Raw genomic sequence first — 21887 nt, forward strand, 5'->3', positions numbered from 1 at the left:
TGTTTTAGGGTGTTCTTAATGGCCGTGGCTGCGGCCTACGTGGGAGTGTTCGACCTCCGTCGCCACAACCCCGCCACTCACCTCCAGCCGCTGCAAGATCCCGCACTGATCCGCCCCCGGCCCTTCGCCACAGCGTTGGCGCAGGTCGAGCAGTTGTGTCTGCAACGCCAGCAACCCGTCAATCCGCGCTTTCACATGCTGGATGTGCTCGTCGATCAGCGTATTGACGCTTGCACACTGATCCTGCGGGCTGTCGCGCATGGCCAGCAGGCTGCGGATTTCTTCGAGGGTCATGTCGAGGGTGCGGCAGTTGCGGATGAAGGTCAGGCGTTCGGCATGAGCCTGGGTGTAGACGCGGTAGTTGCCGTCGCTGCGCGCCGGCTCCGGCAGGAGGTTTTCGCGCTCGTAATAGCGGATGGTTTCCACGGCGCAGTCGGTGAGTTTCGCCAGTTCGCCGATCTTCATGACGGCCATCTCCAAATGGGTGCTTGACCCTATAGTGGCTACAGGGTCTTTACTTGGCAACAGGCACCTTCATGGACGCGACCAATGAGCGATTCCCAGCACACCCACAAGCCCGGCGACGGGCACGATCATAGCCACAGCCATAAATTGCAGCCTGTGCATAAGCACGAACATGGCGGCGATTCCTGCTGCGGGTCGAAAGCCGCAGCATCGGCACCGGTTCATTCGCACGAAGATTCTTGCTGCTCGTCGACAGTCGCCGCGCCTGCGTTGGTGCAACTGAGCGAAAAGACCAGCGCTGACGCCCGCCTGAGCAGTTTCCGCATCGAAGCGATGGACTGCCCGACCGAGCAGACGCTGATCCAGAACAAACTCGGCAAACTGGCCGGCGTGCAGCAGCTGGAATTCAACCTGATCAATCGCGTGCTCGGCGTGACCCACAACCTGCCGGATACCGCACCGATCACCGAGGCGATCACCTCGCTGGGCATGCACGCCGAGCCATTGGAGGCGGGCGTCGAAGCCCCGGCCTCGGCCCCGGTGAAAAAACACTGGTGGCCCTTGGCGTTGTCCGGCGTCGGCGCACTGGCGGCGGAAGTGATCCACTTCACCAACGCCGCGCCGACCTGGGTGGTGGCGATCATTGCGCTGGTGTCGATCCTCAGCGGCGGCCTGACCACCTATAAAAAGGGCTGGATCGCCCTGAAGAACCGCAACCTCAACATCAACGCGCTGATGAGCATCGCGGTGACCGGTGCGGTGTTCATCGGGCAGTGGCCGGAAGCGGCGATGGTGATGTTCCTGTTCACCGTGGCCGAGTTGATCGAGGCGCGCTCGCTGGATCGTGCGCGCAACGCCATCAGCGGCCTGATGCAGATGACCCCGGAACAGGCCACGGTTCAGCAGGCCGATGGCAACTGGATCGAACAAGAGGTCAAAAGCGTCGAACTCGGTGCCCGTGTGCGGGTAAAACCCGGCGAGCGTATTGCGCTGGACGGTGAAGTGGTCAGCGGCAGTTCGACCATCGATCAAGCGCCGATCACCGGTGAAAGCCTGCCGGTGGAGAAAACCATCGGCGATAAAGTCTTCGCCGGCACCATCAACCAGGCCGGTTCGCTGGAATACTCGGTGACTGCGGCGGCGAACAACTCGACCCTGGCGCGGATCATCCACGCCGTCGAACAGGCTCAGGGGGCGCGGGCGCCGACGCAGCGCTTCGTCGATCAATTCTCGAAAATCTACACCCCGGTGGTGTTCGTGCTGGCGCTGGCCGTGGCGATCATTCCGCCGCTGTTCATGGGCGCGGCGTGGTTCGACTGGATCTACCGTGCGCTGGTGTTGCTGGTGGTTGCCTGTCCGTGCGCGCTGGTGATCTCCACCCCGGTGACCATCGTCAGCGGCCTCGCGGCAGCGGCGCGCAAGGGCATTCTGGTCAAGGGTGGCGTGTACCTGGAGGGCGGCTTCAAGCTCGATTATCTGGCGCTGGACAAAACCGGCACCATCACCCACGGCAAACCGGTGCAGACCGATTACCTGTCGCTCGACCCGACCGCTGACGCCACAGCCCCGGCCATTGCTGCCGCGCTGGCCGGGCGTTCCGATCACCCAGTGTCGCTGGCGATCGCCAATGCGGCTGTGGATAAAAACCTCACCGTACTCAGTGTGGATAACTTTGAAGCGCTGGCGGGTCGCGGTGTGAAAGGCCAAGTCAACGGCCAGACCTATCACTTGGGCAACCACCGTCTGGTCGAAGAGTTGGGCCTGTGCTCGCCGCAACTCGAAGAGAAGCTGTTTGCGCTGGAGAAACAGGGCAAATCCGTGGTGTTGCTGCTCGACAGTTCCGGCCCGTTGGCGCTGTCTGCCGTGGCCGACACAGTCAAGGAAAGCAGCCGCGAAGCGATCCGCCAGTTGCACGCCCTCGGGGTGAAAACCCTGATGCTCACCGGCGATAACGTGCACACCGCACAAGCCATTGCGGCGCAAGTCGGCATCGACCAGGCCAAGGGCGACTTGTTGCCGACCGACAAGCTGCAAGCCATTGAAGCGCTTTATGCACAGGGTCATCGGGTCGGCATGGTCGGCGACGGCATCAACGATGCCCCGGCGCTGGCGCGGGCCGAAATCGGTTTCGCCATGGCGGCGGCCGGCACCGACACCGCGATTGAAACCGCCGATGTCGCCCTGATGGACGACGATCTGCGCAAGATCCCGGCGTTCATCAGCCTGTCGCGCAATACCGCCAGCATCCTGAAACAGAACATCGCCTTGGCACTGGTGATCAAGGCGATCTTTCTTGGGGTAACCTTCGCCGGACTCGCCACCATGTGGATGGCGGTGTTCGCCGACATGGGCGTGAGCCTGCTGGTGGTGTTCAACGGTTTGCGCCTGCTGCGCAAATAAACGATGAGGGATGGTTGTGCTGAGTGCCGAGCTGAAAGCGTTTTACATGGTCGCCCGCCTGGGCAGCATCACGCTGGCGGCGAAAAAGCTCGGCCTCAGCCAACCCACCGTGACCACGCAGATCCGCAACCTGGAAAGCCACTATTCGGTGGAGCTGTTCTACCGTGGCGGTCGGCGCCTGAGTGTCAGCGACGAAGGCGCGCGGCTGCTGCCGATGGTCAAGGCGCTGTTGCAGCAGGAGGCCGACATCGAGTTCTTCCTGCGCAACAGCGGTCAGGTGCAGGGCACGTTGCGCATCGCTGCCACTGCGCCGTATTACATCCTCGATCTGGTGAAGACCTTCCGCGAGCGTCTGCCACAGGTGGAAGTGTCGGTGGAAATCGGCAACTCGCAGCAGGTGCTCGAAGCGCTGGAGGATTACCGGGTGGATGTCGCGGCATCGTCGCAGTTGCTTGAGGATGCGCGCTTGATTCGCCGGGTATTGGGTAGCGATCCGCTGGTGCTGGCGGTGCATCGCAACCATCCGCTGGCGGCGCAGGAGCATGTGGCGTTGAGTGCGCTGGCCGGGCATACGTTGTTGATGCGCGAGTCGGGCTCGACCACCCGCCGTTTGACCGAGGAGTTGCTGCAAAGCGCCGGGGTCAGTTTCGGGCCGCTGCTGGAGATCGGCAGCCGCGAGTCGATCCGCGAGGCGGTGCTGCGCAATATCGGCATCAGCATCATTGCCCGCCAGGAAGTACCGCATGATCCGCAATTGCGGGTGCTGACCATCGAGAATGCGCCGCAGATTCCCGAGTATCTGTATTGCCTCAAGGAGCGCAAGGGGGCGCGGTTGCCGGCGGCCTTCCTCGGCTTGGCTCAGGAAATGTCCCCGGCCTGATTTCTTCACTGCTCGAACTGGCCCCATCGCTGGCAAGCCAGCTCCCACAGGTATTTCAGGTGTTCACAAAATCTGCATTCACTGAAGATCCTTGTGGGAGCTGGCTTGCCAGCGATGAGGCCAGACCAGGCAACACATGACTTGAGGCCTGAACCAAAATCCCCGAATACCACTATCAGCCGTTTTTGCCTCACTGCCACATGACGGACGCATTACAACTCTAGGATTGGCCCCATCTGCTTGATGAGGTCTGTCCATGAATCCTGCCATCGCAACTGCCCTGACCAACCCCGGCGCGCCGCTGAAAGTGCGCGGCGTGCAGAAGCGCTTCGGCGCGTTCACCGCGCTGGATAATGTCTCCCTCGATGTCGCCGCCGGTGAGCTGGTGTGCCTGCTCGGCCCGTCGGGCTGCGGCAAGACCACGCTGCTGCGCTGCATCGCCGGGCTGGAGAAGCAGGACTGCGGCGAGTTGTACCTCGGTGATCGCGATGTCTCGCACCTCGCGCCGCAAGCCCGGGACTACGGCATCCTGTTCCAGTCCTACGCGCTGTTCCCCAATCTGACGGTCGAAGCGAACATTGCCTACGGCCTCGCCGGCAGTGGTCGCGACGAAGTGCGCCGTCGTGTCGGGCAGATGCTGGAACTGGTCGGCCTCAGCGGCAGTGAGAAAAAGTACCCGGGCCAACTGTCCGGCGGCCAGCAACAGCGAGTCGCGCTCGCCCGGGCCTTGGCCCCGGCGCCGTCGCTGCTGTTGCTCGATGAACCGATGTCGGCGCTGGACGCTCGAGTGCGCGAGCATCTGTGCACCGAACTGCGCCAACTGCAGCGCAACCTCGGCATCACCACCCTGATGGTCACGCACAATCAGGACGAAGCCATGCTGATGGCCGACCGCATCGCCGTGATGCACAACGGCCGCGTCGAGCAGTACGCTACCCCGCAGGAAATCTACAACCGCCCGGCCACGCCGTTCGTGGCCGAGTTCGTCGGGCAGGGTAACTGGCTGCCGTTCCAGCGCAGCAGCGCCAGTCACGCCCGGGTTGGCGGGATGGATGTGCGTCTGGCCGATGGCAGCGTCAGCGGCGCCTCGGGCCGACTGTTCTGCCGCCCGGAAGCAATCAGCGTCAATCCGTTGGTGCACGAAGAGAACCTGTTCCCGGCGAAAGTCCGTGAGATCACCTTTCTCGGCAATCGCTGCCGCATGAGCTTCGAGCTCGACCAATTGCCGGGCCACGCGCTGCTCGCTGAACTGGCGCCGGAAGCCATGCCGCGCCTCGGTGCCCAGCAGATCATGGTCGCCTTGCCACCGCGCAGCCTGCAGGTGTTTGCCTGATGAGCGCGAACATCGCACTGCCGCTACCGCACAAGCAGGCGCGGCGAGTGTCCGGGGCCGAGGTCGGTGACCGGATCTTCGTCCTCGGCGGCAAACTCCTGCTGCTGTTACTGCTCGGTGTCGCTGTGCTGCTGCCGTTGCTGGCGATCTTCTGGCGTGGCTTCAGCAGCGAGGCCGGGCAGGGCGGTGGCTGGCTCGCCGCCAAGGAGCTGGTGAGCAGCGAGAATTTCCACTGGCTGCTCGGCAACAGCCTGAAGGTTTCCCTCAGCGTTGCGGCCATCGTCGTACCGCTGGCCTACCTGTTTGCCTACGCTCTGCAACGCACACTGATTCCGGCCAAGGGCATCTGGCGCGGGATCTCCCTGCTGCCGTTGATGGCGCCGTCGATGCTGCCGGGGATTGCACTGGTCTATCTGTTCGGCAACCAGGGCATGTTGCGCGGGCTGCTCTCGGACAACATCTACGGGTTCTGGGGGATTGTGCTGGGCGAGGTGATCTACACCTTTCCCCATGCGTTGATGATTCTGTTGTCGGCGCTGTCGCTGGCGGATGCGCGGCTGTTCGATGCGGCGTCGAGCATGGGCGCCAGTCCGGCCAAGGCTTTCCGCAGCATCACCTGGCCGGCGACCCGCCAGGCGGTATTCGCCGCGTTCTGTCTGGTGTTCACCCTGACCATCACCGATTTCGGCGTGCCGGTGGTGGTCGGTGGCGACTATCAAGTGCTGGCGCTGGAAGCCTACAAAGCCGTGGTCGGCCAGCAGCAATTCGGGCGCGGCGCGCTGATCGGCATGGTGCTGTTGCTGCCGGCGCTGTTCAGCTTTGGGGTCGATGCCTGGCTGCGTCGTCGTCACGGCGACTCCATGAGCGGCCGCGCCCAGGTGTTCAAACCAGCGCCGTCGAAATTGCGCGATGCCTGCTATCTGGCGATTGTCCTGTTGATCAGCGCGGCTTTGCTGTTGGTGTTCGGCATGGCGGTGTTCTCCTCGCTGGTGAAGTTCTGGCCGTACAACCTGTCGCTTTCGCTCAATCACTACCAGTTCAACGAGACTGCCGGCGGTGGCTGGCTGGCCTACGGCAACAGCTTGAAGATGGCGCTGGGCACGGCGCTGATTGGCAGCGTGCTGATCTTCACCGGCGCTTACCTGATGGAGAAAACCCGCAGCCAGCGCGGCCTCAACCTGACGTTGCGCATGCTCAGTTTCATCCCGATGGCAGTGCCGGGGCTGGTGCTCGGTCTGGGTTACGTCTTCTTCTTCAATCTCAGCGGCAACCCGCTGCATGTGCTGTACGGGACCATGACCCTGCTGATCGTCTGCACCATTGCTCACTATTTGACCACCGCACAAATGACCGCGACCACCGCGCTGCGTCAGCTCGACGCCGAGTTCGAAGCCGCCGCGCTGTCGCTCAAGGCGCCGCTGTACCGCCACTACCTGCGCGTCACCGTGCCGATCTGCCTGCCGGCGCTGCTGGATATCGTGCGCTATTTGTTCGTTTCGGCGATGACCACTGTGTCCGCAGCGATCTTCCTCTACAGCCCCGACACCATCCTCGCGGCGGTCGCGGTGCTGAACATGGACGACGCCGGCAACGTCGGCGGCGCGGCGGCGATGTCGACCCTGATTCTGTTCACCTCGGCAGGCGTGTCCTTGCTGCTGGCGTGGGCTTCGCGCGGCTTGCTGCGCCGTTCCCAGGCCTGGCGGCAAACCGCGCCCGGTCACTGATTGACGACTTATCCCTACAGCCTCAACTCACCGACAGGAAAACGATCATGTTCAAGCCTATGGCCCTGGCCGCTGCTGTGCTCGCTACTTTCAGCCTGAATGCCTTCGCGGCAAAAACCGAGTTGACGGTGTACACCGCCCTCGAAGCCGAGCAACTGACCGCTTACAAAGCCGCGTTCGAAAAGGCCAACCCGGACGTCGAGATCAAGTGGGTGCGCGATTCCACCGGGATCATCACTGCCAAACTGCTGGCCGAGAAGGCCCGTCCACAGGCTGACGCGGTGTGGGGCCTGGCCGCGTCGAGCCTGGCGATCCTCGATCAGCAGGGCATGCTGCAAAGCTACGCACCGAAGGATCTGGGCAAGATCGGCGCGAACTACCGCGACGCCGCCAACCCGCCAGCCTGGGTCGGCATGGACGTGTGGGCCGCGACCATCTGCTTCAACACCGTCGAAGCCGAGAAGCAGGGCTTGAGCAAACCGGTGAGCTGGCAGGATCTGACCAAGCCTGAGTACAAGGGCAAGATCGTCATGCCGAACCCGGCGTCGTCCGGCACCGGTTTCCTCGACGTCAGCGCCTGGCTGCAAACCTTCGGCGAGAAGCAAGGCTGGGCCTACATGGACGGTCTGCACCAGAACATCGGCCAATACGTTCACTCCGGTTCCAAGCCCTGCAAACTGGCGGCGGCAGGCGAATTCCCGATCGGCATTTCCTTTGAGTATCCAGCCGTACAGCTGAAGCGCCAGGGCGCGCCGCTGGACATCATTCTGCCGAAGGAAGGCCTGGGCTGGGAGATCGAAGCCACAGCGGTGATCAAAGGCACGCCGCATGCAGACGCGGCGAAGAAACTCGCGGACTTCTCCGCCAGCGCCGAGGCGATGGACCTGTACAAGGAGAATTTCGCGGTGCTTGCGCAGCCGGGCATTGCCAAACCACAGACCGAACTGCCGGCCGACTACGAGCAGCGTCTGATCAAGAACGACTTCGCCTGGGCCTCGAAAAACCGCGACGAGATCCTCACCGAGTGGCGCAAGCGGTATGACGGCAAGTCCGAGAAAGTCGTTGCGAAATAGCCGACTCACACAGCCTGTGGCGAGGGAGCTTGCTCCCGCTGGAGCGCGAAGCGGTCCCAAATTCTGCAAACGAGTAGTGTCAGGCACTGCGCACCTGCTGAATTTACGACTGCTGCGCAGCCGAGCGGGAGCAAGCTCCCTCGCCACACAAGCGGGATTGCTTTTATGACCCAACACAAAGACCTGCTGATCGTCGGCGCCGGCATCCTCGGCCTGTCCCACGCCTACGCCGCCGCCAAACGCGGCCTCAAGGTCAGCGTTTTCGAACGCACCGCCACGCCCCTCGGCGCTTCGGTGCGCAACTTCGGTCAGGCGCTGGTCACCGGCCAGCCGCCGGGCCCGATGCTTGAACTGGCCAAGGCCAGCCGCGAGATTTGGGGTGACTGGGCACAACTCGCCGGTCTTAAGATCAAGCGCAACGGCTCGTACCTGTTCGCCCGCACGGAAGCCGATGAACACCTCCTCGAAGCTTTCTGTAACGGCCGCGCCGTGGAGCACGGTTACAACGTGGCCTTGCTGCGCGGCGCCGCACTGCGTGATCTGTACCACGGCCAGTTCAGCCACCATCGCGCGGCGTTGCACGGCCTGGACGATCAACAGCTGTACTCGCGCGAAGCAATCCCCACGTTGATCGACTACCTACGCCGCGACCTCGGCGTCGAGTTTCACTTCTCGACGCTGGTGCGTGACGTCGAACCCGGGCGCCTGCACAGCACTGCCGGCAGTTACACGGCGAAGCAGATCATCGTCTGCTCCGGCCACGATTATCAGACCCTGCTGGCCGAGCCAATTGCCGCGCTCGAGCCGCAGATCTGCCGCCTGCAAATGCTCCGCGCCAAACCGCAAATCGAGCTGAATCTGCAACACGCCTTGCTCACCGGTTTGAGCTGCGTGCACTACGGCGCCTTCGCCGATTTGCCGCAAGCGTCGGCGGTGCAGGCGCAAATCCTGCGCGAGCAGCCGCACCTGCACGACAACGGCATTCACCTGCTGATCAGCCCGACGCCGTATGGCGAGCTGATCATCGGCGACTCGCACCATTACGGCATCGATCCGTCGCCGTTCAACGCCGAGCAGGTCGACAACTGGATGCTCGAACTGGCCGAGCACACGCTGGGCTGCAAGGTGCAAGTGGTCGAGCGCTGGCAGGGCGTCTATGGTGCACGGGGGCCGGGGCCGTTTTCGTTGCTGCGCCCGGCCCCGGGGCTGAGTGTGGCGTTGATGCACACCGGCGTCGGCATGAGCGTCGGCCCGGCACTGGCCGAGCGCAATGTCGCGCAGTGGCTGGAGGAAATCTGATGGCGGATCAGCAACAGGTCGTCGACCGAATGTTCGACTTGTACGAACGCTTTGGCACCCGCGATTACATCGGCGAGCCGGTGTCGCAGATCGAGCACATGTCTCAGGCAGCGCAGTTGGCGATGGCTGAAGGCTTTGATGATGAAGTGGTGCTGGCGGCGTTCTTTCATGACATCGGTCATTTATGTGTCGAAGGTGTCGAGAACATGGGCGGTTATGGCGTGGTCAGCCATGAGCGGTTGGGTGCGGATTATTTGCGTGAGGCGGGATTCAGTGAGCGCCTGGCGCGGCTGGTGGAATATCACGTGCAGGCCAAGCGGTACCTTACGTTGCGTGAGCCGGGGTATTTCGAGCGTTTGAGTGAAGCGAGTCGCCGAACCCTGGAATATCAGGGTGGGATGATGAGCGAGGCCGAAGCGGATGCATTTGAACGCGATCCGTTGTGTGCCGTGAGTTTGCGCATGCGTCAGTGGGATGAGTTGGCCAAGGAGATGGGGGTGCCGGTGATGGAGTTGGGTTTGCTGAAGGAGAAAGCGCTGCGGCTGCTGGCGGTTTAAGCCGTGGCACCGAGTCGTACCCTTCGCGAGCAAGCTCGCTCCCACATTGGATCGTGGTCAGAACACAAAACCCTGTGGGAGCGAGCTTGCTCGCGAAGGGGCCGGTTCAGGCGCTACAAATCTGCAGCCAGAAACTCAATCTGCTCCTGCCGCTCCGCCTGATTCAACTTCGCATGCGGATTGAGTGAAGACCACTGCGGATGCGCCCGCGCCTTGCTCAGCGCATCCGGCAACTTGCCCTCGCGCCAGGTCTTGTCCTGCGGGGTGGCGACCTGAACCGCGTCCATGGCCGCATGTCCGCGCTGATCGAGCGCCAGCAACAACTGCCGCTGACGCAGCGCCAACAACCGCAGCACCCCGTCATCCACGGTCAACTCCCGCTGGCCCTTGATCTTGCCGAGCAGGCGGCTGCCATAACTGCGCGCAGTCTGTAGCGCGCCGCCGGCAATCGCACCGGCCAATGCCGCCGCACCGAGGGTAATCCCGCCCACCAGCAAATCCACGCCAGCCCCGGCTGCAGCGCCTGCTGCAATTCCGCCGCCAACACGCACGCCGAGTTGCTTCAGGGTTTCCGGGTTGAACAAGTCATCGCCCCAACGTCCATCCAGCAGCGGCAAGTCACTGGCCGCCGCGTCCTGCGGGCGAAACGCGTAGAGCTTGAGCAACGCCTCGACGCATTTCTGTTCGCGCTGACGCACGGCTTTGCGCAGTTCGCTGATCGCTTGCTGTTCCTGCTCGGCCTCGCTGACCACACTGCGCCGGCACGCCGCGCAATCGATCAGCAGTTCAGCGATCAGGCGCGCCGCACTTTGCTGGCGGGCAAGACGCTGGGCCTGTTGATCGGCGATCAGACGTTCCAGTTGCGGACGGGCGTTTTCCAAGAGCAGCGCGAGGCTTTCGTACAGGCGCCGCTCGCCATCTTCCGGCGGCGCCACGCTGTCGAAGCGCACCAGCGCATGCAGGCCAAGCCGCGCCAACGCTTCGCGCCAATCCGGCTCGCGATGATTGGCGCTGCTGACGAAGTTCAGCACCGGCAGCAGTGGTTTGCCGCAACTGGCCAGCACTTCCAGTTCGTCGCGATATTTGGCCAGCACCGGTTCGCGGGCGTCGATCACATACAGACCGGCGTCAGAGGCGAGCAGTTGCCGCAGCACTTTGGCTTCCTGTTCGAAACGCTGGCGCGCTTCGCTGCCGTCGAGAAACCGCGCCAATCGCGCCGGGCCGTCGAGGCGTTCGCCGGGGCGCTCCAGACGCTCGAGGAAATCCAGCAGGGCGATGGCGTCTTCCAGCCCCGGCGTGTCGTACAGATCGAGCAGCGGCTCGCCGTCCACCGACAACCGCGCACCCTCGACATGTCGGGTGGTGCTCGGCCGGTGCGAGACTTCGCCGAAGCCGACGTCGCGGGTCAGGGTGCGCAGCAGCGAGGTCTTGCCGACGTTGGTGTGGCCGACCACCGCGAGTTTCAGCGGGGCTTTGCGGGCATCAGTCATGACCGTTCTCCAGCCAGTTCATCGGCGCGCAATCGGCGAACGGCAGCTCCAGTTGTTGCAACGCCACGTGCCAGTCGCCGAGGCGGGCGCTGTCCAGCGCTTCACCGGGCGGTGCTTGCAGCAGCCAGACGCGGGTGGCGCTGGCGTTGCGCGCCAGTTCGGCGATCAGCGCGAGGCTGCCGCGATCCGGTGAGCGCCGTGGATCGCAGGCGATCAGCAGGCGCGCCGGGGGGAAACGGCTGAGTTGTTCGAGCAGCTTGTGCCTTGATTCGCGGCTGTCGAGGATCCCGGCGTTGCTCACGGTTTTCGGCAGGACCGGTGGCCATGGGCGCTGATCGTCGAGTTCGATGGCCACCAGCAGGGCGCCGTCGCTGGCGTGTTCGCTGACGCTGCTTTCGACACGATGCAATTGCTCCGGCGCGGCGTCGTTGATGCCGAGACGCTCGCTGGTTGGCATCAGCCGTTCACGCAACTGGGCGTAACCGGGCAGGTTCAAGTCCAGGGTCAGCGCGGCTTTGCCGCGACTCCAGCGCCAGAAGCACAGCAGCGCCAGCAGCAGGCGCGGCAGCACGCCGTAGATCACCAGCACGCCGACCAGCCAGGTTGCCCAGGCCTGGCGTGCGCTTTCGATATCCAGCGCTGCGCCGCCACTGGCGCGGATCATCTCCACGGTCGGCACGTTGAAGCCGAGCAGTGCCGGCAGCGCGCCGAGGGCTTGGGTCAGGTTGATGAAAGTGTCAGCGCTGAGGATTGTGGTTTCCCAGACGAAGCCGTAGCGCCGGGTCGCCATCAGCGTCAGCAACAGCACCAGTGCGCTGAGCATCGCCAGCAACCACAGGACATTGACCAGTGTGCCAAGTGCCCAGCGATTGAGTTTCCTTCGTTGCAACATCAGCAGCAGGGCCGGTGCCAGTTGCGCAGCTTTCGCGTCACGGGCCAGTTTTTCGCTGAGCCACAACCACAAGCGCCCGAGGGTGGCGCCGTGTTCACCGGCAAAGATCAGCCCCAGCGCCCAGCTCAGCAGCAGAATCAGGTTCAGCCCGAGCAGGCTGCCTAGGGCCCAGAACACATTGACCGGCGTCTGGCTCAGCGCGGCGAAGGCCAGACCGGCGCCACTCAGCAGCGCGAAAATCACCAGCAGCACCAGCGCCAGACGCGCGCCTTGCAGCCAGTGCCTGAGTGCTGCGCTCAGCCCGTCGCGCTCGGCCAGCCACACGGCGCGGCGCTGAATACGGCCCGGCAGATCGCCGCCGGCCGTGCGGGCCAGACGATTGGCTTCCAGATCTTCCAGGGGACCTGCGTGTTCTTCGCGCAGGCGGATGGTTTCCGTCAACCAGAGGTTTTGCAGTGGAGTCAGTTCAGTCACGCGCCATTCCGTTGCTCGATTGAGCAGTGAGCATAACCGCTGTGGCGCTTATCGGGTCAAGCGAGGCTCTGGTATCCTCGCCGGCATGACTAAATCACTTCCCCTCAGCCTGATCGCAGCCCTCGGTGAAAACCGTGTGATCGGCGTCGACAACAGCATGCCCTGGCACCTGCCGGGGGACTTCAAATACTTCAAGGCCACGACCCTTGGCAAGCCGATCATCATGGGCCGCAAGACCTGGGATTCCCTCGGCCGTCCGCTGCCGGGGCGCTTGAACATCGTGGTCAGCCGTCAGCCAGATCTGCTGCTGGAAGGGGCGGAAGTGTATCCATCGCTGGAAGCCGCCGTGGTGCGCGCCGAGGAGTGGGCGAAAGCGCAGGGCGTCGATGAGTTGATGCTGATTGGCGGCGCGCAGTTGTATGCACAGGGGCTGGCGCAGGCGGATCGTTTGTATCTGACCCGAGTGGCGCTGAGCCCGGAAGGCGATGCGTGGTTTCCGGAGTTCGATCTGAACCAGTGGAAGCTGGTGTCGAACGTGCCGAATCCGGTTGAGGGCGACAAGCCTGCGTACAACTTCGAGGTCTGGGAAAAGGCTTAATTAACCTGTGGCGAGGGAGCTTGCTCCCGCTGGCCTGCGCAGCAGGCCCAAGATGTTGGGGTCGCTTCGCAACCCAGCGGGAGCAAGCTCCCTCGCCACAAGACTGTGTTGCTGTCAGGCCTGAGCAAGCTCCGCATGCTCATCCGCGTCCAGCAGTTCTTTATCGGTCTGCTGCATCACCTGGCTGGTAATTGCACCGGCGGTGATCGAACCACTTACGTTCAACGCCGTACGACCCATGTCGATCAGCGGCTCAACCGAAATCAGCAGCGCCACCAGTGACACCGGCAAGCCCATCGCCGGCAGCACGATCAGTGCGGCAAACGTCGCGCCGCCACCGACCCCGGCCACACCGGCCGAACTCAAGGTCACAATCGCCACCAGCGTCGCGATCCACAGCGGATCCAGCGGGTTGATGCCCACGGTTGGCGCCACCATCACCGCCAACATTGCCGGGTACAGACCGGCGCAACCGTTCTGGCCGATGGTCGCACCGAACGAGGCGGCGAAACTGGCGATCGACTGCGGAATCCCCAGACGACGGGTCTGCGCTTCGATGCTCAGCGGAATGCTCGCCGCGCTGGAGCGGCTGGTGAACGCGAACGTCAGCACCGGCCAGATCTTGCGGAAGAAACGCAGCGGGCTGATCCCGGCGGCCGACACCAGCAGGCCATGCACGACAAACATCAGGCCCAGGCCGAGGTACGAGACCACGACGAAACTGCCGAGCTTGATGATGTCCTGCAGGTTGGAACCGGCGACCACTTTGGTCATCAGCGCCAGCACGCCGTACGGGGTCAGCTTCATCACCAGACGCACCAGACGCATCACCCAGGCTTGCAGGGTGTCGATGGCGTTGATCACTTTCTGACCTTTTTCGACGTCATCCTTGAGCAGTTGCAGCGCAGCAACCCCCAGGAACGCAGCGAAGATCACCACGCTGATGATCGAGGTCGGCTTGGCCCGGGCCAGATCGGCGAACGGGTTCTGCGGAATGAACGACAGCAGCAGCTGCGGCACATTCAGGTCGGCGACCTTGCCGGCGTAGTCGGTCTGAATGGTTTGCAGACGGGCCATTTCCTGCGTGCCGGCGACCAGGCCTTCGGCGGTGAGGCCGAACAGGTTGGTCAGGCCGATACCGATCAGCGCCGCGATCGCGGTAGTGAACAGCAGGGTGCCGATGGTCAGGAAGCTGATCTTGCCCAGCGACGAGGCGTTGTGCAGGCGCGCCACCGCGCTGAGGATCGAGGCGAACACCAGCGGGATCACGATCATTTGCAGCAGCTGCACGTAGCCGTTGCCGACCAGATCGAACCAGCCGATCGAGGCTTTCAGTACCGGGTTGCCGGCACCGTAAACAGTGTGCAGGGCGACGCCGAACGCTACGCCGAGCACCAGCGCGAGCAGGACTTTTTTCGCCAGGCTCCACGTCGTGTGGCGGGTTTGCGCCAGACCGAAGAGCAGGGCGAGGAACACCAGCAGATTGAGGATCAGCGGCAGATTCATGAAGACTCCGATAAGACTTGTGCCAGTCGCATTCTTGGGCAACTGCGAACCGGCAAGCCTAACAGTTTGATTTCCAATGAATTAATACCGAAATCGCAGGTTGTCCGTCGTTTTTGGAATAAGCGCTTGTCGCTCTCGGCAATGCAACTGGCGTTGAGGAGACGTAAGCGGTCGCTGACAGACGAGGACTGTCACACTTATTTGTTAGCGTCGATGTCTTTCAGTCAGGGAGAAAACGCCGATGAAGTTCGCACCGAAAATGCTCGCTGTGGTTCTTGGATTGGGCTTGGCCGCTCATGCATTCGCCACCGACCTGAAGCACTGGCCGGCGGATCAGGCCAAGGCACTCGACGCGATGATCGCGGCCAACGCCAACAAGGGTAACTACGCGGTGTTCGACATGGACAACACCAGTTACCGCTATGACCTTGAAGAGTCGTTGCTGCCGTTCATGGAAAACAAGGGCCTGCTCACCCGCGACAAACTCGATCCCTCCCTGAAACTGATGCCGTTCAAGGACACTGCTGACCACAAGGAAAGCCTGTTCAGTTACTACTATCGCCTGTGCGAAGTCGACGACATGGTCTGCTACCCGTGGGTAGCGCAGGTGTTCTCCGGCTTCACTCTCAAGGAACTCAAGGGCTACGTCGATGAGCTGATGGCGTCGGGCAAACCGGTGCCGGCCACTTACTACGAAGGCGATGTGGTGAAGAAACTCGACGTCAACCCGCCGAAGATCTTCACCGGCCAGCAAGAGCTGTACAACAAGCTGATGGAGAACGGCATCGAGGTCTACGTGATGACCGCCGCTTCCGAAGAACTGGTGCGCATGGTCGCGGCCGATCCGAAGTACGGTTACAACGTCAAACCGCAGAACGTGATCGGCGTGACCACGTTGCTGAAGAACCGCGAAACCGGCGAACTGACCACTGCGCGCAAACAGATCACCGCCGGCAAGTATGACGAGAAGGCCAACCTCGGCCTCGAACTGACCCCGTACCTGTGGACCCCGGCGACCTGGATGGCCGGCAAGCACGCGGCGATCCTGACCTATATCGATGAGTGGAAAAAACCGGTACTGGTGGGTGGCGATACCCCGAGCAGCGACGGCTACATGCTGTTCCACGATGTGGATGTGGCCAAGGGTGGCATTCACCTGTGGGTCAACCGCAAGGACAAATACATGACCCAGCTCAACGGCATGATGGCCAAGCATGCAGCGGCGCAGGCCAAGGAAGGATTGCCGGTGACGGCGGACAAGAACTGGGTGATCGTCAAGCCCGAGGAAATTCAGTAAGACCGAGTCGCTCCGATCGCGAGCAGGCTCACTCCTACAGGGGAACGCATTTCAATTGTAGGAGTGAGCCTGTTCGCGATGGGGGCCTCATGCTCACCAACAATTTCAGCCAAGCAAAAAAATGCCCCGCACTCAGGCGGGGCATTTTTGTGTTCGACGCTTGAAGCTTACAGCCCGTCGAGCATCGCCTTGTTACGCACCGCACCCTTGTCGGCGCTAGTCGCCAGCAGGGCGTAGGCCTTCAGCGCGGTGGTCACTTTGCGTGGACGTTGTTCGACCGGTTTCCAGCCTTTCTTGTCCTGCTCGACCCGGCGCGCAGCCAGTTCTTCATCGCTGACCAACAGGTTGATCGAGCGGTTCGGGATGTCGATCAGCACTTTGTCGCCGTCCTGCACCAGACCGATCGCGCCGCCGGCCGCAGCCTCTGGCGAAGCGTGGCCGATCGACAGACCGGAAGTACCGCCGGAGAAGCGACCGTCGGTGAGCAGTGCACAGGCTTTGCCCAGGCCTTTGGATTTCAGGTACGACGTCGGGTAGAGCATTTCCTGCATGCCCGGGCCGCCTTTCGGGCCTTCGTAACGAATGATGACGATGTCGCCTTCCTTCACTTCGTCGGCGAGGATGCCGCGCACGGCGCTGTCCTGGCTTTCGAAGATCTTCGCGTTGCCTTCGAAGACGTGGATCGACTCGTCGACGCCGGCGGTTTTCACCACGCAGCCATCAAGAGCGATGTTGCCGTACAGCACGGCCAGGCCGCCTTCTTTCGAATAGGCGTGTTCGAAGCTGCGGATGCAGCCGTTTTCACGGTCGTCATCCAGGGTTTCCCAACGGGTCGATTGACTGAAAGCGGTCTGGGTCGGGATGCCCGCCGGGCCGGCCTTGAAGAAGTGATGCACGGCTTCGTCGGTGGTCTGGGTGATGTCCCACTTGGCGATGGCTTCTTCCATGCTGCGGCTGTGCACGGTCGGCAGGTCGGTGTGCAGCAGGCCGCCACGGGCCAGGGAACCGAGGATGCTGAAGATGCCGCCAGCGCGGTGCACGTCTTCCATGTGGTACTTCTGGATGTTCGGCGCCACTTTGCACAGTTGCGGCACGCTGCGCGAGAGACGGTCGATGTCGCGCAGATCGAAATCGATCTCGGCTTCCTGGGCGGCAGCCAGCAGGTGCAGGATGGTGTTGGTCGAACCGCCCATGGCGATGTCGAGCATCATCGCGTTCTCGAACGCCTTGAAGTTGGCGATGTTGCGCGGCAGTACCGATTCATCGTTCTCGCCGTAGTAACGCTTGCACAGCTCGACGATGGTGCGGCCGGCCTGCAGGAACAGCTGCTCGCGGTCGCTGTGGGTGGCCAAGGTCGAACCGTTGCCCGGCAGTGCGAGACCGAGGGCTTCGGTCAGGCAGTTCATCGAGTTGGCGGTGAACATGCCGGAGCAGGAGCCGCAGGTCGGGCAGGCGCTACGTTCGTATTCAGCGACTTTCTCGTCAGAAGCGCTGGAGTCGGCGGCGATCACCATGGCGTCGACGAGGTCGAGGCCGTGGGAAGCGAGTTTGGTCTTGCCGGCTTCCATCGGGCCGCCGGAGACGAAGATCACCGGAATGTTCAGGCGCAGGGCGGCCATCAGCATGCCCGGGGTGATCTTGTCGCAGTTGGAGATGCAGACGATGGCGTCGGCGCAGTGAGCGTTGACCATGTATTCGACGGAGTCGGCGATGATCTCGCGGCTCGGCAGCGAATACAGCATGCCGTCGTGACCCATGGCGATGCCGTCATCCACGGCGATGGTGTTGAATTCTTTCGCGACGCCACCGGCACGTTCGATTTCCCGGGCAACCAGTTGACCGAGGTCCTTGAGGTGCACGTGGCCCGGCACGAACTGGGTGAAGGAGTTGGCAATGGCGATGATCGGCTTCTTGAAGTCGTCATCTTTCATCCCGGTGGCACGCCACAGTGCGCGGGCGCCGGCCATGTTGCGGCCGTGGGTGGATGTTTTCGAGCGGTAATCTGGCATGGAGCACTCCGGGCGGCTAATCAGGTATCAAAAGGGAGTGAGCTTCTATTGACGTCTGGAACACTCAGAAATGGCCGTGTGTCCTGGATGTTGCCGATGACTTTGCGGGATCGCCGCTTGCCTCAGCCTGAGCTCATAAACCCGCCGGGGGATGAATGGCGATGAATCAGCCGATTCTACACCGCTGGCGTCTGGAGGGAATGGCGCAAAGCATTGTTCCAGTGCCGACGGTGCGTGTGGCATGACGACCGGCAGGCTCAATCGCTGCCAGAGGGTGTGACGGCGCCGTTCTCGATGATGCTGGCGCGATGGCTGATCCGCTTGTTCAACGCCAGCGCGATGCAGCTGAGCAGGACAAAACAGTAGCCGAGGGTGGCTTGCAGGTTGCTTGGGCTCAGGCTGATCAAGGCGCTGATCAAGCCACCACAGATGAAAATGATCGTACTGCCTGCCGAAGCCGAGGTGCCGGCATTATCGGGAAACAGGCTCATGGCCCGCGACGTGGCTGCGGGGCGTGCGATGGTGGTGCCGGCGGTGCAGATCAACATCGGAATCAGCACCGTGGCCGCCGAGAGCGCAAGGTGCCTGGCCATGAACAGCATCACCAGCCCCGCCAGCAGAATCAGGCTCAGCCCGACCACCATTTGCTGTCCGGGCGAGATTCGCCGGCTCAACAGCGTGGCGACGATCCCGCCAGTGACATAGGCCGCACCGTAGATCAGCAGGATCAGCGAGAAGTCGTAGGCTGAGAGCTGCAATTGATCCATGAAGATCAGCGGCGAAATGACGATGAAAGAGAAGTGGCAGGCGAATGCGAAAGCCGAAATCAACCAGTAGCCGACGAACTCGAAATCCCCCAGCACCCGTCGATAGGCGCGGAGAAAGTTGAGCGGTGTAGCTTTGACGGCGGGCCGACCACCCTCCAGAAACAGCCAGGCCTTGAGCAACACCACCACTGCCAGAGCGATGAACAGCCAGAAACTGCCACGCCAGCCCAGGGTCGCCTGCAGAAAGGTGCCGGCCAGCGGTGAGATCGAGATAAAGATCCCCGATGCCGTGACCATCAGGATCCGCAGACGATCACGCTCGGCGCCCTCGAACAGATCCTGCACCAGCGCCTGTGACAGGACGAAACAGCCACAACCGATGGCCTGCACGATGCGAAAGGTCATGAACAGCATGTAGTCACTGGTCATTACACAACCGATGGCGCCGAGGATCGAGACAGCCATGCCGGCGAGCAACAAGCCCTTGCGCCCGATAACGTCGGACAACGGCCCGATCAACAGTTGGGCAAAGGCGATGCCCACGGCGAACAGGCTGATCGACAGGGCAATGTCGGTCGGGGTGCTGGCGAAGTGTTCGGCCAGCGCCGGGAACGACGGCAGCAGGACGTCCAGCGGAAACACCCCCAGCAGCACCATGGCCAAAAGCAGGCTGATCGCCCCGCGTCGTTGTCGAGTCGTTACCACCGTTCTTCCTTCAAGCATCGATCAGTCCTGCCTTGGCGAAAAGTTTGCGGTTGTTGGGTAGCGCGAAGAATCCGGCTTTTTCGAGTGCAGCAAGCGTAGCCGTGGCTCCGGATCGGGCACGCTGGCGGCTGGCCGCTTCGTTGGTCAGGCTGTCGAGGATTTCCTTGATTGCGCCTTCGCCAATGCCGGCACGGCGCAGGCTTTGGTGCAGCCATTGCTCGTCGACTTCGAAGAAGGTCGCCAGGGTCTCCAGCAAGGTTCTGGCCGCGAAGGCGCGCTGGCGGCTGTTCAGGGTCAACCAGAGGTAGTGGAAGACCTCGGAAAAAAACCGGCTGTGGCGCGCTTCATCAGCGAGATGGTCGCGCAACATGTCATTCACGCTGCTGACCAGCGTTTCCCGACACACATCCAGCAGTTCCCGGGCAATGATGGTTTCCGAAACGAAACCGAGCAGAAACCATGCCAGCGGGCGTTTGCTTTCCGGCGTTCGGGCGATCTGACCGGTCAGGCGGGTAATGCGCAGCGGTATCTGCGGACGACCGGTGAAACCATGCAGTTCGGCGATCTGTTCGGCCAGACGATGGGAGAACAACGCGTGATAACCCTCGTCGGTATAGAGCTGCAGCGCGGCGGTTTTCATCCGTGAAGGAATGTATGCGGGCAACTCGCCGTGGACGATGGTTTCCACGGCGCGGTTGACGATGCGGTGCTCGAGCAGCGTGGTGTAGTCGAGAAAGTGCACCAGGTGACTGGCTGCGAGTCGATGCATGACCCTGCTGCCTGCGGTTTCGATGGCCGGGTGGGACAGGTACGGCAGGAATGCCGGCGGAAACCAGAAGCGCGTTTGCAGTTGCAACGGCAGGTCTGCGGGTAACTGGTAGGCGTGCCGGCTGTTGCGCACCGAAGCGTGGTTGTCCCAATCGCCGAGGGTGAATCGAAGCGCCGAGGACTCTGGCGCTTCGGGCTGATCCGCGGTTGGCGCGCTCATGGATGTGTCTCCTGCAACAGGTCGCGCATTTCCTGACACATCGCCTGACCGTCACTGGCACCGCAGCCGACAAAGAACAACGGTTGTTCAGCGCTGCCTTCGAGTTTGAGCAGGGCTTCGACCTGACGATCGGCGAAGGCCCCGGTCAGCCACGTTCCCAGGCCCAGCGCCGTGGCCACCAGTTGAAAAGTCTGCGACAAGTGACCGGCCTCGACGAACGCCATGCGATAGGCGCGCGAGTGTTCATACTTCCACCAGAGCTTGTCGAAACGAGCGGTGATGAACAGACCCAGCGGCAGATTGTTGATGAAGTGCTGACCCGCCAGCAAATGGCCGAGCGCGGGTTCGGGCAATGGATTGACCCGGCTGAGCGCATGTTCTGCCGGGTGATAGGCGTAAATGCCCGGTTCCAGGCCCTCGATATTGCGTGCCAGAAGAAATCCTTCACAGGCATTCAACCCGCCACCTGAAGGACTGCTGCGACGGGCGCCGAGGCCCTCGGCGATGCTCTCGTCGCGGTCATTGTCGCGATGGCGAAGAAAGCCCAGCGAGAGATACAGCAGCGTGCCGACGTCATTGAGGGTGATCGCTGCGCCAGTGAATGAGCGGCAGGTTTTTCTCAGACGCAGGACATTGCCCAGGCTGGCGACGGTCAGAGCCGCAGAGGCGGGCAGGGTGATCAGAGGTTTGTCTTGATGGATCGGGCGATCTTGCGCGGGTGCCGGTGTGGTCAGCACAGCGCTGCAATGGTTCAGGTATTGCCTGGACCACTCTTGAATATTCTGGGGTATCTGTTCGCAGGGAATGTTCTGGGTGCCGATATGATAAATCTTCGACAATTCATCCCAGCCCCATGGCGGGCTGTCTATTTTTGCAACGGTTAAAATGCCCGCGTTCAGAAGTTGTGAGTCTATTATGTTGCGTCTGTCGAACTGTTCCGGGTTATTGATAAGTTGTGCAAGTCGGCAAGAGTAAGTCAGGTCAAGTTCATGTTGGGTATGATCTTTATAATTCCAGACAATTTGTCCGGGTGTGCGCGGCAATATGAATAAATAAGGATTGATGTGCATGTTGTATTGATCACTCTGGAAAAGGGTCGAAAGAACGCTGGGGTGCCGGCACTCCCCAGCGTTCTGGCTCACTTAGCGGGCTTTAGGCGCAACCAGGAAGGCCAGGTTTGCGATTTGGTTGGTTTCCAGAGTAATTGCTTTCATAAGTATGAACTCCTTGTTCATTGAGAGTGAATGTCACCGTCGTGGTGACAACTTAATAATAGGTTGTAATGAATTATTGGCAAGCGATACTTGGGTAGGAAATTTCTATTAATTTTGTCGGAGTGGGCGTGTTGCAAAGGCGGGCCTGTAAGTTTTAACTCTTGAAATTTAACGCGCAGGGAAATGTCCTGCGTACAGGTAGGAAGTTTGTTGTAG

General features: G+C 61.9%; 17 protein-coding genes. 9 read left to right on the forward strand and 8 right to left on the reverse strand.

Annotated elements, in window-relative coordinates; all coding sequences use genetic code 11:
* Nucleotides 1–15: 15 nt before the first annotated feature.
* A complete protein-coding gene (gene cadR / locus PMI25_RS06650; protein ID WP_007964189.1) occupies nt 16–465 on the reverse strand; it encodes a Cd(II)/Pb(II)-responsive transcriptional regulator in 450 nt (149 codons plus the stop codon).
* 84 nt (nt 466–549) lie between these two features.
* On the opposite strand from cadR, the gene PMI25_RS06655 reads away from it, so the two are divergent.
* The 7 genes from PMI25_RS06655 (at nt 550) to PMI25_RS06685 (ending at nt 9731) form a co-directional block, all read left to right on the forward strand.
* On the forward strand, nt 550–2865 hold the full coding sequence (locus PMI25_RS06655) for a heavy metal translocating P-type ATPase (protein WP_007964188.1): 2316 nt from the start codon (nt 550–552) through the stop codon (nt 2863–2865).
* Between the two features lie 16 nt (nt 2866–2881).
* Nucleotides 2882–3745 carry a LysR family transcriptional regulator gene (locus PMI25_RS06660; RefSeq protein ID WP_007964187.1) on the forward strand — a complete coding sequence of 288 codons (864 nt, stop codon included), beginning with the start codon at nt 2882–2884 and terminating at the stop codon, nt 3743–3745.
* A 256-nt stretch (nt 3746–4001) separates the two neighbouring features.
* Nucleotides 4002–5078: a putative 2-aminoethylphosphonate ABC transporter ATP-binding protein gene (locus tag PMI25_RS06665; protein ID WP_007964186.1), complete on the forward strand. Its 1077-nt coding sequence runs from the start codon at nt 4002–4004 to the stop codon at nt 5076–5078.
* Nucleotides 5078–6802 (forward strand): putative 2-aminoethylphosphonate ABC transporter permease subunit, encoded by a 1725-nt coding sequence (locus PMI25_RS06670; RefSeq protein ID WP_007964185.1) that lies wholly within the window; start codon nt 5078–5080, stop codon nt 6800–6802. The genes PMI25_RS06665 and PMI25_RS06670 overlap by 1 nt, the downstream gene beginning before the upstream one ends.
* A 47-nt stretch (nt 6803–6849) precedes the next feature.
* Nucleotides 6850–7875 (forward strand): putative 2-aminoethylphosphonate ABC transporter substrate-binding protein, encoded by a 1026-nt coding sequence (locus PMI25_RS06675; protein ID WP_007964184.1) that lies wholly within the window; start codon nt 6850–6852, stop codon nt 7873–7875.
* Nucleotides 7876–8040: 165 nt separating this feature from the next.
* Nucleotides 8041–9174, forward strand: a complete 1134-nt coding sequence (locus PMI25_RS06680; protein ID WP_007964183.1) for a TIGR03364 family FAD-dependent oxidoreductase — start codon at nt 8041–8043, stop codon at nt 9172–9174.
* A complete protein-coding gene (locus PMI25_RS06685; RefSeq protein ID WP_007964182.1) occupies nt 9174–9731 on the forward strand; it encodes a phosphonate degradation HD-domain oxygenase in 558 nt (185 codons plus the stop codon). The genes PMI25_RS06680 and PMI25_RS06685 overlap by 1 nt, the downstream gene beginning before the upstream one ends.
* A 113-nt stretch (nt 9732–9844) precedes the next feature.
* On the opposite strand, the gene PMI25_RS06690 is transcribed toward PMI25_RS06685, so the two are convergent.
* Both PMI25_RS06690 and PMI25_RS06695 read right to left on the reverse strand, forming a co-directional pair.
* A complete protein-coding gene (locus PMI25_RS06690) occupies nt 9845–11221 on the reverse strand; it encodes a GTPase/DUF3482 domain-containing protein (RefSeq protein ID WP_007964180.1) in 1377 nt (458 codons plus the stop codon).
* On the reverse strand, nt 11214–12587 hold the full coding sequence (locus tag PMI25_RS06695; RefSeq protein ID WP_007964178.1) for a DUF2868 domain-containing protein: 1374 nt from the start codon (nt 12585–12587) through the stop codon (nt 11214–11216). Before PMI25_RS06695 ends, PMI25_RS06690 begins: the two co-directional genes overlap by 8 nt.
* Before the next feature lie 85 nt (nt 12588–12672).
* Here PMI25_RS06695 and PMI25_RS06700 point away from each other — a divergent pair, with 85 nt between their 5' ends.
* Nucleotides 12673–13185 carry a dihydrofolate reductase gene (locus PMI25_RS06700; RefSeq protein WP_007964176.1) on the forward strand — a complete coding sequence of 171 codons (513 nt, stop codon included), beginning with the start codon at nt 12673–12675 and terminating at the stop codon, nt 13183–13185.
* Between the two features lie 114 nt (nt 13186–13299).
* Here the strand turns inward: PMI25_RS06700 and PMI25_RS06705 are convergent, their stop codons facing one another.
* The gene (locus PMI25_RS06705) at nt 13300–14691 is read right to left on the reverse strand and encodes an L-cystine transporter (RefSeq protein WP_007964174.1); all 1392 of its coding nucleotides are present in this window, start codon (nt 14689–14691) and stop codon (nt 13300–13302) included.
* A gap of 241 nt (nt 14692–14932) precedes the next feature.
* On the opposite strand from PMI25_RS06705, the gene PMI25_RS06710 reads away from it, so the two are divergent.
* Entirely contained in the window at nt 14933–15988 is a 1056-nt protein-coding gene (locus tag PMI25_RS06710; RefSeq protein ID WP_007964172.1) for a hypothetical protein, read from the forward strand.
* A gap of 167 nt (nt 15989–16155) precedes the next feature.
* On the opposite strand, the gene ilvD is transcribed toward PMI25_RS06710, so the two are convergent.
* The 4 genes from ilvD to PMI25_RS06730 all read right to left on the reverse strand — a co-directional run bounded on the left by ilvD (nt 16156) and on the right by PMI25_RS06730 (nt 21527).
* Nucleotides 16156–17997 (reverse strand): dihydroxy-acid dehydratase, encoded by a 1842-nt coding sequence (gene ilvD, locus PMI25_RS06715; protein WP_007964170.1) that lies wholly within the window; start codon nt 17995–17997, stop codon nt 16156–16158.
* A 257-nt stretch (nt 17998–18254) separates the two neighbouring features.
* Nucleotides 18255–19487: an MFS transporter gene (locus PMI25_RS06720; protein WP_007964168.1), complete on the reverse strand. Its 1233-nt coding sequence runs from the start codon at nt 19485–19487 to the stop codon at nt 18255–18257.
* Nucleotides 19480–20457: a diiron oxygenase gene (locus PMI25_RS06725; RefSeq protein ID WP_007964166.1), complete on the reverse strand. Its 978-nt coding sequence runs from the start codon at nt 20455–20457 to the stop codon at nt 19480–19482. Before PMI25_RS06725 ends, PMI25_RS06720 begins: the two co-directional genes overlap by 8 nt.
* Nucleotides 20454–21527, reverse strand: coding sequence for a SagB family peptide dehydrogenase (locus tag PMI25_RS06730; protein WP_007964165.1), 1074 nt, complete (start codon nt 21525–21527; stop codon nt 20454–20456). Before PMI25_RS06730 ends, PMI25_RS06725 begins: the two co-directional genes overlap by 4 nt.
* Nucleotides 21528–21887: the final 360 nt, after the last annotated feature.

The sequence above is a fragment of the Pseudomonas sp. GM30 genome (genome assembly GCF_000282275.2).
Classification (GTDB): Bacteria; Pseudomonadota; Gammaproteobacteria; order Pseudomonadales; family Pseudomonadaceae; genus Aquipseudomonas.